This window comes from Gordonia heveisoli (assembly GCF_030315745.1).
Lineage (GTDB): Bacteria > Actinomycetota > Actinomycetes > Mycobacteriales > Mycobacteriaceae > Gordonia.
Map to the genome: position 1 here is coordinate 141,533 of NZ_JASXSH010000012.1, position 15,381 is coordinate 156,913.

A 15,381-nucleotide genomic window follows, 5' to 3' on the forward strand; every position below is an offset into this window, starting at 1 on the left:
TATGCCCGATCGCGTCCCCGTCCGTACCTCCATCGCTCTCACCGCAGCCGCTGCGGCTCGCTGGGCGTCGCGGACCGCGGGACGTGGCAAGGGGTCGATGATCGGCGGCCTGATCGCCGCGAAGATCGACCCCGACATCATGCAACGCCTCGCCGCGGGCAAACGCACCGCGATCATCACCGGCACCAACGGCAAGTCGACGACGACCCGCATGACCGCGGCCGCGCTCAGCGAACTCGGCGAGGTCGCGACTCAGGCCGACGGCGCCAACATGGACGCGGGCATCATCGCCACACTGAGCTTGCAGCGCACCGCGCCGATCGCCGCACTCGAGGTCGACGAGCTGCACGTACCGCATGTCAGCGACGCCGTGAACCCCGAAGTTCTTGTGCTGCTCAACCTTTCCCGGGATCAGCTGGATCGTGTCGGCGAGATCAACCTGATCGAACGCCGGCTCCGCGAGGGTATCGCCCGTCACCGCGACGCAATCGTGGTCGCCAATTGCGACGACGTGCTGGTCACCTCGGCTGCCTTCGACGCCCCGAACGTGGTGTGGGTGGCCGCAGGTGCGAGCTGGGTCGGCGACTCGGTGAGCTGCCCGCGCACCGGTGAACCGATCATCCGGTCCGGCGAGGACTGGCGGTCCACCGGTGACGACAAGTTCCGCCGCCCCACCCCCGACTGGTGGTTCGACGACGAGAACATCTACGGGCCCCACGGTTTCCAAGCGCGGCTCGAACTGTCGGTACCAGGCCGGGCGAACCGCGGCAATGCGACGCAGGCGGTCGCGGCGGCAGTCGCCATGGGCGCCGATCCGGCCAAGGCCGTCGCTGGGGTCGGTACGGTCGGCGAGGTCGCGGGCCGCTACGGCATCCACCACATCGGCAACCATTCGGTGCGCACACTCCTGGCCAAGAACCCGGCAGGCTGGCAGGAAGCGCTGTCGATGATCGACCAGAACGCCGACGGCCTGGTCATCGCGGTCAACGGGCAGGTCCCCGACGGCGAGGATCTGTCCTGGCTGTGGGACGTCCGGTTCGAGGCCTTCGAGACGATGCAGGTCGTCGCGGCCGGAGAACGGGCCGCCGACCTCTCCGTTCGGCTGCTCTACGCCGGTGCCGAACACACCACCATCGACGACCCGCTCAAGGCGATCGAGTCCTGCCCGCCCGGCCGCGTCGAAGTGCTCGCCAACTACACCGCCTTCCGCGACCTCGGATTGGCCCTCGATCGCGCCGCCAGCGCCCGGAAGGGGCAGTGATGAGTGAGTCGACGCTGCGGATCGGCCTGGTCCTGCCCGATGTGATGGGCACCTACGGTGACGGCGGCAACGCGCTCATCCTGCGTCAGCGCGCCCGGATGCGCGGCATCGACGCCGAGATCATTCACATCACCCTCGACGACGAGGTGCCCGACTCTCTCGACGTGTACACGCTCGGCGGTGCCGAGGATTACGCCCAACGTCTGGCCACCCGCCATCTGACCCGGTTCCCCGGACTGCAGCGTGCGGCCGCCGCCGGGCGTCCGGTCTTGGCCATCTGTGCGGCCATCCAGGTACTCGGCCACTGGTACGAGACCTCGGCCGGTGAACGCGTCGACGGCATCTCGCTGTTCGACCTGACCACCGCCCCTCAGGCCGAGCGCAGTATCGGCGAGCTTGTCACCGAACCGGTGCTCGGCGGACTCACAGCTCCCCTGAGCGGGTTCGAGAATCACCGCGGCGGAACGACTCTCGGCGCCGGTGCGGCACCCCTGGGCCGTGTTCGCCACGGGGTCGGCAACGGTGTCGGCGACGGCACCGAGGGTGTCGTGCAGGGATCGGTGATCGGCACCTACATGCACGGACCGGCGTTGGCCCGCAATCCCGAACTCGCCGACCTGCTGCTCGCACGCGCCCTCGGCCGCGACGACCTTCCGCCCCTGGAACTCCCCCAGGTCGACCGCCTCCGCCGGGAGCGCCTCGCCGCCGGTCGTCGGGGCTGAGCGTCGTCCTGCTCCCTCAGGAGTGCGGAGCGATAGCGCAGGACGTCATTCAGGGCCCGCTACCCGCAGACCCGCATGCCGACCGGCCGCGGCCAGCACTTCCTGTGCCATCTGCGGCGTGAGCCGACCGGTGAAGGTGTTGTGCTGACTGACGTGGTAGCAGCCGAATACCTCGATGGCGGCATCGTCGCGGGTGAGGGTGGTCGTCGCACCGTGCGCGAACTTCGGGCGAGGCCGGGGCACCTCCCAGCCCAGCGCCCCGAAGGTCCGCAGGGTTGCCGCCCAGCCGAACGATCCGAGCGTCACCACCGATCGCACGGTGGGCGCGAGCAATTCGAGCTCGGCGTGCAGCCACGACGCACACCGGTCACGTTCGGCCACGGTCGGCTTGTTCTGCGGCGGAGGACATCTCACCGGTGCGGTCATCCGGGTTCCGTACAGTCGTAGGCCGTCGTCGGCAGAGATCGACTCCGACTGCGATGCCAGCCCCACCGCATGCAGCGCCGCGAACAGAAAGTCGCCGCTGCGATCGCCGGTGAACATCCGCCCGGTTCGGTTGGCGCCGTGGGCAGCCGGCGCGAGACCGATGATCAGCAACGCCGCATCGTCGGGGCCGAAGCCGGGAACCGGCCGTTGCCAATACTCTTGGTCGGCGAAGGCTGCCCGCTTCTCGATCGCGACCCGCTCGCGCCAGGCGACCAGCCGGGGGCACGCCCGGCATTCGATGAGTTCCGCGTCGAGTTCGGCCAGGTCATGAAAGCGGCCCACCCCGCCCGGCGAACGGGAAGTTCTCCGTCCCACCATGACGCCCAGCTTAATCCAGGATCAGGCACCGATCCCGGGTTCGGTCCACCGCGAACCAGCCTCGCTCGAACTCCTGCCATCGACGCAGGTGGCCCCGCGTCTGCTCACCGTCACGCGCCACCGCCCGCTCCAGACGTTCCTCCGGCGACGGCCCGTCCAGCCACAACGCATGGGTCAGCCGATCGGCGACCCGGGCGCGCGCCGACGACACGCCTTCCAGGACCAGCAGCGGTTCCCAGCGCCGCCATACCTGCGGCCCCGGTTCAGCGCGGTCGCCCTGCCAGACCCGCGGATGGAACTGATAGTCGCGACGGCGCGTGAAGGCTTGCAGCACATCGCGTTCCAGCTCCGGCCACCACGAAACCGGATCGACCCAGCTGGCGAACTCGTCCGTGCGGATCAGCGTCACCCCGACACCGCGCGCACGCAGCCGGGCCACCAGCGCGTCGGCGACAGTGGATTTCCCCGCCCCCGACGGCCCGTCGATCGCGACGATCCCGGACGCCATCTCGTCGGCCAGCTCGTCGAGTCGACTCGCCAGACCGGCGTCGAGGCGGGGGAAGGTCATCGGCGTCGGATCACGTTCAGTCGACCGGCAGCGCCGGGCCGATCCCGGTCGAACCGGACGGCGCGGGCAACCGGTCCAACGGATTGGTGATCCGCGCCTGGTCGGTATAGGTCACGCCGGTGTGTCCGGTCGTCAGATACTGCGCGATCGCGGCGTTCAGCTTCGGGTTGTCGCGACCGATCTGACCGTGGTCGCCGCCGCCGACGGTGATGAGATGCGCGCGCATCGCGTCACGCAGCCGCAGCGCCCCGGCGTACGGCGTCTGCGGATCGCCGAGACTGTTGATCAGCAGCGGCTGCACCGGGAGCCCGCGGTTGTAGGTGCGCACCGGACGCACGATCGCCGGGGCACCGGCACAGCCGATACCGGAGGCGCGGAACAGGCCGGGCGCCTCGAAGATGTCGCCGGAGATCAGATTCGTGTAGACCGCGGCCGGGATCAGCTCCGGCCGGGCCGGAAACTGGTTCTCGTTGCACAGGATTGCGTCGAACATGTTGTTCGACGCCGTTGTGGCGGCCTTCTCCGGCGCCGACAGCTGACGCTTCTTGGGGGTCGGGACCTTACCCGCCAGCCGCAACGCGACGATCGGCCACAGATCCCGATTGGGTGCGACGATCCGCGTCGCCGAGAGCATCGACGAGGTCGCCTGATTCTTGCCGGTCAGCATGGTGGCGACGAAGTTCTCGTAGGCCGCCCGCGACGCCGCGGTCAGATTGGTTCCGGCGAGGTACAGATCCGACCAGGCCCGCAGCCCCGGGGGGACATCGCCGACCTGTGCGGGCGGCGCGGCCAGAGACGGCGGCACACCGGCTTCCCGCGTCACCCGCGCACTCCACTTCCGGTACACCGACAGCGGTGTCTTACCCAGGTGATAGATGTTGTCGTGCTGTGCGATCCACACCATCATCGCGTTGACCCGAGCCTTGTACCCGGGGGTCTGGACGAGGCCCATGTCGTTCCAGATCCCATCCGGGTTGACCGCCGAGTCCAGGATGAGACGATCGGTGTGCTGGGGATAGAGCGTCGCATAGGTGGACATCAGCGTGGTGCCGTAGGAGACGCCCCACAGGCTGAGCTTGCCGACACCGAGTGCCCGTCGCGCCATCTCGATGTCGCGGGCGGTGTTCTCGGTGGTGATGGTCCGAACGTAGCCGCCGCTGGCCTTTTCACACCGATTCCGGTTGATCGCACCGTAGTTGGCGAGAGCTTCGAAGTCGTCGGCCGCGGTGAACGGCGCGCATTCGAGCGGGGTGCCGCCGACCAGCCCGCGCGGCTGTACCGCGACCAGGTCGAACTCGTCGCGCACCGCAGCCGGCGGCGGGGCCCATTGGAACAGCCCGATCGCATCGCCACCGGGACCGCCGGGATTGCCCACCAGCACACCGCGTTTGCGGCTGGGATCACGGGCTGGGAGCCGGCTGATCGTCACGTCGATGGTCGGGCCGTGCGGGTTGGCGTAGTCACGCGGCACCTTGATGGTGGCGCACTGCGCCTTGTCGGCGTCGTGGATTTTCGCGCACGGCCCCCAGTTGAGCTGTGGGGCGGCCGCCACCTGCGGCGTCGCGGCAATCACCCCCGCAGCCGTTCCGACGGCCAGAACCGCACCGACGGCACGCGCTCGGAAACGATGACTCAACACGACTCCCCTGCTCGGCACCCTATATCTCTAGCAGACCGGCGCCGCGGCCATCGGCCGGCCACCGTGGTGCGTGCGTCGGGACTCGGTCGGCCTCAGGCGAGGATCCGCCGACCCGACAATGCGCGGCCGAGTGTCAGTTCGTCGGCGAACTCCAGGTCACCGCCCATGGGCAGGCCTGACGCCAGCCGGGTCACCGACAATCCGGGGAAGTCTTTGAGCATCCGGAGCAGATAGGTGGCCGTCGCCTCACCCTCGGTGTTCGGGTCGGTGGCGACGATGATCTCGGTGACGTCGGCGCCGTCCTCCTGATTGGCCAGCCGTCGCAGCAACTCACGGATGCGCAGCTGGTCGGGCCCGATCCCCGACAACGGGTCGAGGGCACCACCGAGGACGTGGTACCGGCCGTGGAACTCCTTGGTCCGCTCGATGGCATGAACGTCCTTGGGTTCTTCGACGACGCAGATCTTGGTGGCGTCGCGGCGGGCATCCGAGCAGATCCGGCACAGCCGGTTCGCCGAAACGTTGCCGCATTCGGCGCAGAAGGTGACGTTGTCGCGGACATGTCCGAGGGCAGCGATCAGCCGATCGATGTCCTTCTTCTCCCCGGCCAGCAGCGCGAAGGCGATGCGCTGGGCACCCTTGGGCCCCAGCCCCGGCTGTTTGGCCAGTTCGTCGATCAGATCCTGGATCGGTCCTTCATACATCCGCGGGTCACGCGTCCTTCGGTGTCCGCGGTCAGCCCAGACCGGGCAGGCCGCCGCCCAACCCGCCGGCGATCGGGCCCATCTTCTCGCTCGCCAGTGCGGTCCGCTTGGACTCCAGGTCCGACAGCGCACCGAGGATGAGATCCTGCAGGGTCTCCACGTCGTCGGCGTCGACGACCTTGGGGTCGATGGTCACGGCGCTGATCTCACCGGCACCGTTGCCGGTCACGGTGACCAGGCCGTTGCCCGCGGTTCCGACGACCTCGGTCGCCGCGATCTCGTTCTGTGCGTTCAGCAGCTGCGACTGCATCTGCTGCGCCTGGGCGAGCAGCCCGGCCATCGGGTTGTCGCCGCCGTCGCCGCCACCGAAGAGTGCGCTGGGATCGAAAGGTTGAGTCACGGGTTACAGAGTAGTCGCCCGGTCACCGCAGCAACCGGTCGACATGCTCGGCGAGCTCGTCGACGGTCTGGTCGTCGGCCGGGCTGACCTCAAAGGACAGCAGTTCGTCGCCGAAGAGCCGTCCGGCGCGCGTGGTCAGCGCGAACTCGAACCGATCCTCGATACGGCGCCACTGGGTGATGCCACCGTAGATGGGTGCGCTGGCCCCGGTCGTCACACAGTATTCGTCGGCGCGCGGCCCACCGACCAGATCGCGCTGGATCTGGAAACACGCCATCGACTCGTCGTCGATGAAGACGACGGCCTCGCATCCGAGGTCCGGATGGCGTTCGTAGGATGCGCGGATGGTCATGACGGCCAGGCTAGCCCGAACGGTTCATCGTGGTGGGTCGGCCACCGACCGTGCGCTCTCGAACCGCCGCCGCTCGCCGGTGACCGGATCGTCGAACTCCAGCACTTGGGCGATCAGCCGCAGTGGCGCCCCGAAATCCCCGTGATCTGGGCGTTCGGCGAGTTCGGGCCGGATGTCGGGGTACAGCGGGTCGTCGACGATCGGCACGCCCAGCGACGCCATGTGCATTCGCAGCTGGTGAGTTCGCCCGGTCTCCGGGATCAGCCGATAGACACCGAGTCCGGGTGGGGCCGGTTCGTCGAGCAGGGAGATCGTGCTGATCGCGTTGACCGGGCCGTCGATGACCCGGGCCCGCAGGTCGCCCGCGGTCTTCTCGATGCGGTCGCGCACGGTGACCGCTGTCGTCAACGCCTCGTCGCGGGATGCGAGCGCGCGATACTCCTTGGACACCCGCCGCGCGGCGAACAGTTCCTGGTAGGCCGACCGCAGCCGGGGTTGCAGGGTGAACAGCAGGACCCCGGCGGTCAACCGGTCGAGCCGATGAGCCGGTGCGACGTCGCCGGAACCGAGCGCACGCCGCAGCCGCACGAGTGCGGTCTCGGTGACGTGCCTACCGCGCGGCATGGTGGCCAGGAAATGCGGCTTGTCGACGACGACGATGTTCTCGTCGCGGTGAATGATCGGCAGCCCGAAGGGGATCTGCACTTCGTCGGGCAGATCCCGATACAGATAGATCGAGGTGTTCGGGATCGCCGGCCGGTCGAGGTCGACCGGATGTCCGGCCGCGTCGACGATCTCGCCCGCCGACGCCCGAGCGACGAGATCCTCCTCGCTCAGGCCGTCGAGAGTCGGTGCGGCGAGCAGGCATTCGCCGACCGTGTGGCCGGTCCCGGCGCGCAGGACGACCCGGGTGGCGTCCACCCCGTCACGCAATGGCAGGGGCGACGGCCGTGCTCGCCCGCGACGCCTACGGACCGGTTCATCGGCCATCGCAAGGCCACTCGCCGTCGGACTGTGCTCAGCCCTCGACGCGTGCCTTGAGGTTGGCCAGCAACTGGGCCTGGATCCGGTTGAGGCCCTTCGGCGCGAAGGTCTTCTCGAAGAAGCCGCCGATCCCGCTGGCGTTGCTGGTCCACGTGGTGGTGGTGGTCACCGTGGCGCCCGAACCGGCCGCCGCGACCTGATAGGTGGTCACCAGCGTCGAGTTGGCGTCGGTCTCGGTGATGGTGTCCGGAGTGACGCTGGCGGTGGCCTGGACGTCACGCTGCCGCTTCGAAGTGGCCTGCAGGATCCAATGGACCACCGTGCCATCGCCGTTACCCCCGCTGACGACCGAATAGTCGCGATACTGCTCGGGCAGGATTGCCGGGCGCACCTCGACGTAGTCGGCCAGCGCCGCGATCACCGCGTCCGGGCTGGCGGCGACCTCGACTGTTTGCGATGCGGAAATCTGACCCATGGCGGTGACTCCTTCGACGATGTGGCGGGTACCCCACCCGATTTGTTGGCGGGTGCACGGCTTCCGTCCTAGGCTAGCCAAGTGAACTCTGACCGGTTAGAGATGGGGGCAGAGCGATTCGATCACGGGGTGGAGCGGCTCTTGGCGAGCTATCGCGCCATCCCGCCGCAGGCCACGGTCCGTCTTGCGAAGAAGACATCGAATCTGTTCCGTAAGCGGGCCGCCAACCCGCATCCCGGACTGGACGTCTCCGGCCTGGATCGCGTCATCTCGGTCGATCCGGACGCGCGTACCGCGGATGTCGCGGGAATGTGCACCTACGAGAACCTCGTCGCGGCGACGCTTCCCTATGGCCTGGCGCCCAAGGTGGTCCCGCAGCTGAAGACGATCACCCTCGGTGGCGCTGTCACGGGACTCGGGATCGAGTCGACATCGTTCCGCAACGGGCTGCCTCACGAATCGGTACTGGAGGTCGACGTCCTCACCGGCGACGGCGAGATCCTGACCGCGACACCCACCAACGAGCACGCCGACCTGTTCTTCGGCTTCCCTAATTCATATGGAACGCTGGGCTACTCGGTCCGATTGCGGATCGAGCTGGAAACCGTCCAGCCATATGTCGAGTTGACCCATCTGCGATTCACTGAACTGGATGAATTGCAGGCGGCGATGACCGACATCGTCGACACCGGCAGGCACGACGGCCGCCGCGTCGACTATCTCGACGGCGTCGTGTTCACCGCGACCGAGTCCTATCTGACGCTGGGCCGTCAGGTCGCCGACGCCCCCGGCGGGCCCTCATCGGTCAGCGACTACACCGAGATGGACATCTATTACCGCTCCATCCAGGAGAAGAAGACCGACGTCCTCACCACCCACGATTACCTGTGGCGCTGGGACACCGACTGGTTCTGGTGTTCACGTGCCTTCGGGGCGCAGAACCCCCGGATCCGGCGACTATGGCCAAAACGCTACCTGCGCAGCAGTTTCTACTGGAAGCTCATCGGCCTCGACCAGCGCTATGACATCGGTGATCGCCTCAACGCCCGTAAAGGTCTGCCGCCCGGCGAACGGGTCGTACAGGATATCGAGGTGCCGATCGAGAACACCACCAGCTACCTCGAATGGTTCCTGGAGAACATTCCCATCGAGCCGATCTGGCTGTGCCCGTTGCGCCTTCGCGAACCGGCTCTCCCCGGCTCCGATCCTGTCCGCCCGTGGCCGCTGTACCCGTTGGAGCCGGGGCGGACCTACGTCAACGTCGGGTTCTGGTCGGCCGTCCCGGTCACGCCCGGGCAGCCCGGCCACACGAACAAGAGAATCGAGACGAAGGTGGCCGAGCTCGATGGCCACAAGTCGCTGTATTCGGAATCCTTCTACAGCCCAGAAGATTTCGATGAGCTCTACGGCGGCGAGCACTATCAGCTACTCAAGAAGCAGTACGACCCGAAGGGCCGTCTGCTCGACCTCTACGCCAAGGCGGTGAAGCAACAGTGACCACATTCAAGGACACCTCGACCAGCTCATCCCACGGACGATCTCCCGATACACACAAGCTCCCACTCGCCGAGATCTTCGAGGCCCTCCTCGGCGGAAATCTGGCCATCCGCATCAGCGCCTACGACGGTAGCTCGGCAGGCCCGGCCGACGCACCCTACGGCCTCGAACTCAAAACCCCGCGCGGCACAACCTATCTCGTGACCGCACCCGGAGATCTCGGCTTGGCCCGTGCCTACATCGCCGGCGACCTGGCGCTGGTCGGCGCACATCCGGGCGATCCGTATCCGGCCTTGCGGGCCCTCGCCGGCGATCTCAAGTTCCGCAAACCGTCGCCGCTCGAACTCGCCCAGATCGCCCGGTCGATCGGGTTGGAGCACTTCAAGCCGATCGCCCCGCCGCCCCAGGAGGCGGTCCCGCGTTGGCGCCGGTTCGCCGAGGGCTTGCGGCACAGCAAGACCCGCGACGCCGAGGCCATCCACTACCACTACGACGTGTCGAACACCTTCTACGAGTGGGTACTCGGGCCGTCGATGACCTACACGTGCGCCGTGTACCCCGACCTCGATGCCTCACTCGAAGCAGCCCAGGAGAACAAGTACCGGCTGATCTTCGAAAAATTGCGCCTCAAACCCGGCGACCGTCTGCTCGACATCGGTTGCGGCTGGGGCGGAATGGTTCGATATGCGGCCCGACGTGGCGTCCATGCGCTTGGTGCAACACTCTCTGCCGAACAGGCACAGTGGGCGCAGCAGGCCATCATCGACGAGGGCCTCGGCGACTTTGCCGAGGTGCGACACAGCGACTACCGCGATGTCACCGAGTCCGAGTTCGACGCCGTCTCGTCGATCGGACTCACCGAGCACATCGGGGTCAGCAACTATCCCGCCTATTTCAGCTTCATGCGCGACAAGCTCCGTACCGGCGGCATGCTGCTCAACCACTGCATCACCCGTCCGGACAATTCGGCCCGCAACCGCGCCGGATCGTTCATCGACCGCTACGTCTTTCCCGACGGCGAACTCACCGGCTCGGGCAAGATCATCTCCAAGCTGCAGGACATCGGCGGGGTCGAGGTCGTCCACGAGGAGAATTTCCGCGACCATTACGCGCTGACCCTGCGCGACTGGAACCGCAATCTCGTCGAGCACTGGGACGAGGCCGTCGCCGAGGTCGGCGAGGGCACCGCCCGCCTGTGGGGTCTGTACATGGCCGGCTGCCGGATCGGTTTCGAGCGCGACATCATCCAGCTGCACCACGTGCTCGCCACCAAGCTCGACGACCGCGGCGGCAACGACCTGCCCCTGCGACCCTGGTGGGACGCCTGACCCCTAAGTTTTCGTAGTACGACACCGCGTTTCGCGCGGTGTCGTACTAAGAAAACGCGCTACTCGACGACGCGGGCGCCCAGTTCGGACTTCAGCAGTTCCAGGGCCACCTTGTCGGGATCGAGTCGGCCGTCTGGCGAGGCCGTCTTGGCCTCGGCGACCATCTCGGCCCGCTCCGCGTCCGGGATGTCCTCGTCGGCGCGGGGTGGCTCGGGTTCCTCGGGTTCAGGTTCCGGCGGTGGGGTCGGCGCACCTGTGGTGTCGGGGCCGGGTTCGCGGGTACGGCTCGGCCGCGAGAAGGTCTGCGCCTTCCGTGGCTGTTGTTGCCGTGTGTTCGCGCCCGCAGCCGGACCCGCGGCCGCGGCGGCACCCGGGGCCTGATGCACGGTCGAGACGTCGAGATCGACCTCGAAGACCTCACGCAGGGCATTGCGGATGATCTCCACCGAATGCGGTGCCGACAACCGCCCGACCAAACCCTCCACCGGATGCGACAGTACGACGGCATCATCGGAGACCTGGGCGACGACGGCCGCCGACAGCATCGCCTCGACGGTCTTGCCCTGCGCGCTGTGCTGCCGGACCGCCGAGCGCACATCCTGGAACCGTTTACGGATCGTCTCCAGGTCGGGTCCGGTCGACGTGGGCTGCTCCGCCTCCGCCTCCGGTTCGGGCGGCGGCGTGGGTGCCGGACGCCGAACGCCGGGTTCGTCCGGCGGGGCCTCGTCGTCGTCGGCCGGTTCTTCGGGCAGCGGGATACCGTCGTCGAAGGCCGTCGATGAGTGGTGATACTCCTTGTCCGGCAAGGACTCCACCTCGGGACGCGGCGATTGCGCGACGAGCGGCTCGACGACCTCGGGTGCGGAAGACTCAACATCCACCACCTCAGCCGTCGGGACGACATCATCGCGCACCGACCCGTCGACGAGCGGATCTGCGACGGAACTGTCCGTGTCGACCGTGTCTGTGTCGACCCCGTCTGTGTCGACCCTGTCTGTGTCGACCCTGTCTGTGTCGACCCTGTCTGCGGGCTGACGGGCCGGGGGCTGCGGGGCGGTCGGCGTGCCGCCGCCGTGCACCATCGCGGGGGCGGCCGCCCCTTCGTCACGCTCAGCTCCTCCGTCGGCGGGCTCCTCAGGGCTCACCGTCGGCGACGTGGCGGCCGCCTTCGCCTCTTCCATCGCCTTGCGTTGCGACGGTCGGACGAACTTCGATTCGACCTCCGGCTCAACAGGTTTCGACGGCGGCGCGGCGGGCGCCCCGACATTCCCACCGGGGGCCCCGACATTCCCGCCAGGGGCGTTGGCCGCTCCTGGAGCGCTGACGGCCACGGCGCCGGATTCCAGCCGCTCCAACCGCTGAAGCAGTGCGGCGTCATCCGCCGACACCGCGGGCAACAGCATGCGCGCGCACATCACTTCCAGCAGCAGCCTCGGCGATGTGGTGCCGCGCATCTCGCCGAGCGCGTTGTGTGCGATCTCGGCGAATCTCGTCAGCGACGCACTCCCCAACGCCGCGACCTGAGCGGCCATCCGGGCCAGCTGATCGCCGGGCGCCTCCACCAGACCACGATCGACGGCATCCGGAACCGCCTGCAGCAGAATGAGATCGCGTAGTCGTTCGAGCAGGTCGACGGCAAACCGGCGCGGATCGTGGCCGGCGTCGACCACCTTCTCCACCGTGCCGAACAACGACGATCCGTCGCCTGCGGCGAGGGCGTCGATCGCGTCGTCGATGAGCGCGATGTCGGTGACGCCGAGCAGGGCCAGCGCGCGGTCGTAGGTGACGCCACGTTCGTCGGCACCGGCCAGCAGTTGGTCGAGGATGGACAGCGAGTCACGCGGCGAGCCGCCACCGGCCCGGATGACCAACGGGTACACGTCGGCGCCGACGGTCACGTTCTCCTTGGCGCAGATGTTCTCCAGCAGCCCTCGCATGACCGGCGGCGCCAGCAGCCGGAACGGATAGTGGTGGGTGCGTGAACGAATCGTCGGAAGAACCTTCTCGGGTTCGGTCGTCGCGAAGACGAAGATCAGATGCTCCGGTGGCTCCTCGACGATCTTCAGCAGTGCGTTGAAGCCCGCATTGGTGACCATGTGCGCCTCGTCGACGATGAACACGCGATAGCGCGACTCGGCCGGCGCGTAGAACGCCCGGTCGCGCAGTTCGCGGGTGTCGTCGACACCTCCGTGACTGGCCGCGTCCAGCTCGATGACGTCGAGATTGCCCGGCCCGCCGGGGGCGAGCGCCACACACGACGAGCAGGTACCACACGGCGTCGACGTCGGGCCCTGCGCGCAGTTGAGCGAGCGTGCGAGGATGCGCGCCGACGACGTCTTGCCGCAACCACGCGGCCCGGAGAACAGGTAGGCGTGGTTGATGCGCCCGGAGTCGAGCGCACGGCTCAGTGGATCGGTGACGTGCTCCTGACCGACGACGTCGGCGAAGGTTGCCGGGCGATAGGTGCGATAAAGAGCCACGGGTCGAGACTACCGGCGCCCGCTGACACGTTTCGAGCCTGCCCCACAGCCGCGAACGGCCGCCGAGCCGTCAGTCGTGATGGGCGTCGAGCAGGGTCTCGGTGGCCGCCAGCAACACGCATGTCGACACCCCGTCCATCGCGACTCGAAGGTCGTCGATCTCGGGGAAGGTCGGCGCCAGACGAATGTTCTGGTCGCGCGGGTCCTTCTTGTACGGGTACGTCGAGCCGGCCGCGGTGAGCGCGATACCCGCATCCTTCGCGAGTGCGATGGTCCGGGCGGCCGCGCCGTCGAGGACGTCGAGGCTGATGAAGTAGCCGCCCTCCGGTTCGGACCAGGAGGCGACCTTCGACTCCGACAGCCGATCGTTCAGGATCTCCAGAACGAGCTTGAACTTCGGCGCCAGGATCTCCCGATGCCGGGCCATGTGCGCGCGCACCCCGTCGGCGTCGCCGAAGAACTTCACGTGCCGCAGCTGGTTGACCTTGTCCGGGCCGATCGTCTTGAACGACAGGTTCTTGGTGAACCACTCGATGTTGGCCTGCGACGACCCGAAGAAGGCGACGCCGCCACCGGCGAAGGTGATCTTCGACGTCGAGCCGAGGACGTAGACGCGGTTGGGGTGGCCGGCGGTCGCCGCGAAGTCGAGGATCGGCAGCGGCGCAGGCGCCTCGTCGACGAGGGTGTGCACCGCGTAGGCGTTATCCCAGAAGATGCGGAAGTCCTCGGCTGCGGCGGGCAGTGCGACGAGCGCCTTGGCGACCTCTTCGGTGATGGTGACGCCGGTCGGGTTGGAGTAGGTCGGCACCAGCCAGATGCCCTTGATCGACGGATCGTCGGCGACCAGCGCAGCGCAGGCGTCGACGTCGGGGCCGGTGGGCAGCATCGGCACCTCGATCATCTCGATGCCGTAGTGCTCGGTGATCGCGAAATGACGGTCGTAGCCGGGTGCCGGGCACAGGAACTTGACCGTCTGGCCGTGCCACGGCACGTCGGAGTCGGCGGTGCCCGACAGCAGCGCGAAGCTGATCAGGTCGTGCATCAGTTCCAGGCTGGAGTTGCCGAAGGCGATCAGGTTGCCCGGATCCACGGCGAGCAGTTCACCGAAGATCTCGCGGAGCTCGGGCAATCCGGTGACACCGCCGTAATTGCGGGTGTCGGTGCCGTCGCGGTCGCGGTATTCCTCGCCCGGCAGCGACAACAGTCCGTTGGACAGGTCGAGCTGCTCGGGCGAGGGCTTGCCGCGGGTCAGGTTCAGATTCAGCCCGGCGGCGCGCAGCTCGTCGTAGAGCTTTCGCAGATCCTGCTGGGTGGCGCGAAGCTGGTCGGCACTCATCGAGTGGAAGTTCAACTCGGACCTCTCGCGAAGGCCGGCGCGGTTACCCACCTCGTCGTGTCAACTGCGGTCGTGTCGACTGCGGTCGTGTCACTGCGCGGCGGCCAGGTGATGGGATATAGGGGACCCCGCGCACCCGAGAGAGCCCGTTGACCCTTGCTGCCTTCCGGCCCTGGGGGAGTTCACAGGATGCACGCCGCGCGGGATCCATTGAACAGTGTAGGCGACGCTTTCCCGCACCATCGACGGGGTGGGGTTCGGGTCGTGGAAGTGGTATCCGGTCACCCGTCGGCGAGCCCCTCGGCCTCGGCGACCAAGACCCTCAGCGCATCGTCGAAGGTCCCGAGGAGTTCGGGTTCGTAGCGACACAGCGCCACCTCACCGGGCGACGCGGCCGGGTCGGCGATCGAGAAGTTGCCGACCACCATCGTCGGAAAATTGCTGTCGTTGCCGATCAACACAGGCACGTACCCGGGCGGTGGCGGGTTGAACTCCGGCGCGATCTGTTCATCGCCGCGCATCTCGAAGGTCGGATCGTAGGTCAGGTACTCGCCGGCCAAGAAGGTGTTCACCGACGTCCAGCGCTGGGACACACCCAGTTCGTCGACGGGATAGAGATCGAATGACCCGATCTTGTCGATTCCGTTGCACCGGCGCAGAAACCGGCGGTATTGATCGTCGAAGCGCACCCCGAGCCGGTGCTCGGCGTCGGCGATCATCGTGTCGGTCGCAGGCGGCCCCGGCGAGGCGCCGACGGCGATGCTCCGCGCGATCAGTTCGTCGAGCTCGTGGTCGTTCATGATCCCCCAGGAATAAAAAGGCGTGGCCCCC

Annotated in this window: 15 protein-coding genes and 1 other RNA gene; 4 read left to right on the plus strand and 12 right to left on the minus strand. The window is 67.6% G+C overall.

Features of this window, described 5'->3' with window-relative positions; all coding sequences use genetic code 11:
- Window position 1 precedes the first annotated feature (1 nt).
- Both QSJ18_RS12620 and QSJ18_RS12625 read left to right on the plus strand, forming a co-directional pair.
- Window positions 2-1,261, plus strand: coding sequence for a MurT ligase domain-containing protein (locus tag QSJ18_RS12620; RefSeq protein WP_286326816.1), 1,260 nt, complete (start codon window positions 2-4; stop codon window positions 1,259-1,261).
- On the plus strand, window positions 1,261-1,983 hold the full coding sequence (locus QSJ18_RS12625) for a type 1 glutamine amidotransferase (RefSeq protein WP_286326817.1): 723 nt from the start codon (window positions 1,261-1,263) through the stop codon (window positions 1,981-1,983). Before QSJ18_RS12620 ends, QSJ18_RS12625 begins: the two co-directional genes overlap by 1 nt.
- A 45-nt stretch (window positions 1,984-2,028) precedes the next feature.
- Here the strand turns inward: QSJ18_RS12625 and QSJ18_RS12630 are convergent, their stop codons facing one another.
- From QSJ18_RS12630 to QSJ18_RS12665, 8 genes are all read right to left on the minus strand, one after another.
- The gene (locus tag QSJ18_RS12630) at window positions 2,029-2,787 is read right to left on the minus strand and encodes a uracil-DNA glycosylase (RefSeq protein ID WP_286326818.1); all 759 of its coding nucleotides are present in this window, start codon (window positions 2,785-2,787) and stop codon (window positions 2,029-2,031) included.
- Between the two features lie 10 nt (window positions 2,788-2,797).
- Window positions 2,798-3,355: a uridine kinase family protein gene (locus QSJ18_RS12635; protein WP_286326819.1), complete on the minus strand. Its 558-nt coding sequence runs from the start codon at window positions 3,353-3,355 to the stop codon at window positions 2,798-2,800.
- A gap of 16 nt (window positions 3,356-3,371) precedes the next feature.
- A complete protein-coding gene (locus QSJ18_RS12640) occupies window positions 3,372-4,991 on the minus strand; it encodes an alpha/beta fold hydrolase (protein ID WP_286326820.1) in 1,620 nt (539 codons plus the stop codon).
- A gap of 95 nt (window positions 4,992-5,086) precedes the next feature.
- The gene (gene recR / locus QSJ18_RS12645; RefSeq protein ID WP_286326821.1) at window positions 5,087-5,698 is read right to left on the minus strand and encodes a recombination mediator RecR; all 612 of its coding nucleotides are present in this window, start codon (window positions 5,696-5,698) and stop codon (window positions 5,087-5,089) included.
- 31 nt (window positions 5,699-5,729) lie between these two features.
- Entirely contained in the window at window positions 5,730-6,098 is a 369-nt protein-coding gene (locus QSJ18_RS12650) for a YbaB/EbfC family nucleoid-associated protein (RefSeq protein ID WP_286326823.1), read from the minus strand.
- A 22-nt stretch (window positions 6,099-6,120) separates the two neighbouring features.
- On the minus strand, window positions 6,121-6,450 hold the full coding sequence (locus tag QSJ18_RS12655; RefSeq protein WP_286326825.1) for a hypothetical protein: 330 nt from the start codon (window positions 6,448-6,450) through the stop codon (window positions 6,121-6,123).
- A gap of 24 nt (window positions 6,451-6,474) precedes the next feature.
- Window positions 6,475-7,440, minus strand: coding sequence for a pseudouridine synthase (locus QSJ18_RS12660; RefSeq protein WP_286326826.1), 966 nt, complete (start codon window positions 7,438-7,440; stop codon window positions 6,475-6,477).
- 28 nt (window positions 7,441-7,468) lie between these two features.
- Window positions 7,469-7,909 (minus strand): SRPBCC family protein, encoded by a 441-nt coding sequence (locus QSJ18_RS12665; protein ID WP_286326828.1) that lies wholly within the window; start codon window positions 7,907-7,909, stop codon window positions 7,469-7,471.
- Window positions 7,910-8,011: 102 nt separating this feature from the next.
- On the opposite strand from QSJ18_RS12665, the gene QSJ18_RS12670 reads away from it, so the two are divergent.
- Both QSJ18_RS12670 and QSJ18_RS12675 read left to right on the plus strand, forming a co-directional pair.
- Entirely contained in the window at window positions 8,012-9,406 is a 1,395-nt protein-coding gene (locus tag QSJ18_RS12670) for an FAD-binding oxidoreductase (RefSeq protein WP_286326849.1), read from the plus strand.
- Entirely contained in the window at window positions 9,403-10,734 is a 1,332-nt protein-coding gene (locus tag QSJ18_RS12675) for a class I SAM-dependent methyltransferase (RefSeq protein WP_286326830.1), read from the plus strand. The genes QSJ18_RS12670 and QSJ18_RS12675 overlap by 4 nt, the downstream gene beginning before the upstream one ends.
- A gap of 59 nt (window positions 10,735-10,793) precedes the next feature.
- Here QSJ18_RS12675 and QSJ18_RS12680 read toward each other — a convergent pair whose 3' ends face one another.
- From QSJ18_RS12680 to QSJ18_RS12695, 4 genes are all read right to left on the minus strand, one after another.
- Window positions 10,794-13,214, minus strand: coding sequence for a DNA polymerase III subunit gamma and tau (locus QSJ18_RS12680; RefSeq protein ID WP_286326831.1), 2,421 nt, complete (start codon window positions 13,212-13,214; stop codon window positions 10,794-10,796).
- 70 nt (window positions 13,215-13,284) lie between these two features.
- A complete protein-coding gene (locus QSJ18_RS12685; RefSeq protein WP_286326832.1) occupies window positions 13,285-14,565 on the minus strand; it encodes an aminotransferase class I/II-fold pyridoxal phosphate-dependent enzyme in 1,281 nt (426 codons plus the stop codon).
- A 102-nt stretch (window positions 14,566-14,667) separates the two neighbouring features.
- An RNA gene (ffs, locus tag QSJ18_RS12690) (signal recognition particle sRNA small type) lies at window positions 14,668-14,762 on the minus strand.
- 69 nt (window positions 14,763-14,831) lie between these two features.
- A partial coding sequence (locus QSJ18_RS12695) for an SMI1/KNR4 family protein (RefSeq protein WP_286326833.1) occupies window positions 14,832-15,381 on the minus strand: 550 nt, incomplete at its 5' end.

Bases quoted from the DNA above. Each gene is read 5' to 3' on its own strand.
- QSJ18_RS12620 (WP_286326816.1), top strand. From the start codon at position 2: ATGCCCGATCGCGTCCCCGTCCGTACCTCCATCGCTCTCACCGCAGCC.
- QSJ18_RS12625 (WP_286326817.1), top strand. From the start codon at position 1,261: ATGAGTGAGTCGACGCTGCGGATCGGCCTGGTCCTGCCCGATGTGATG.
- QSJ18_RS12630 (WP_286326818.1), bottom strand. From the start codon at position 2,787: ATGGTGGGACGGAGAACTTCCCGTTCGCCGGGCGGGGTGGGCCGCTTT.
- QSJ18_RS12635 (WP_286326819.1), bottom strand. From the start codon at position 3,355: ATGACCTTCCCCCGCCTCGACGCCGGTCTGGCGAGTCGACTCGACGAG.
- recR (WP_286326821.1), bottom strand. From the start codon at position 5,698: ATGTATGAAGGACCGATCCAGGATCTGATCGACGAACTGGCCAAACAG.
- QSJ18_RS12655 (WP_286326825.1), bottom strand. From the start codon at position 6,450: ATGACCATCCGCGCATCCTACGAACGCCATCCGGACCTCGGATGCGAG.
- QSJ18_RS12660 (WP_286326826.1), bottom strand. From the start codon at position 7,440: ATGGCCGATGAACCGGTCCGTAGGCGTCGCGGGCGAGCACGGCCGTCG.
- QSJ18_RS12665 (WP_286326828.1), bottom strand. From the start codon at position 7,909: ATGGGTCAGATTTCCGCATCGCAAACAGTCGAGGTCGCCGCCAGCCCG.
- QSJ18_RS12670 (WP_286326849.1), top strand. From the start codon at position 8,012: ATGGGGGCAGAGCGATTCGATCACGGGGTGGAGCGGCTCTTGGCGAGC.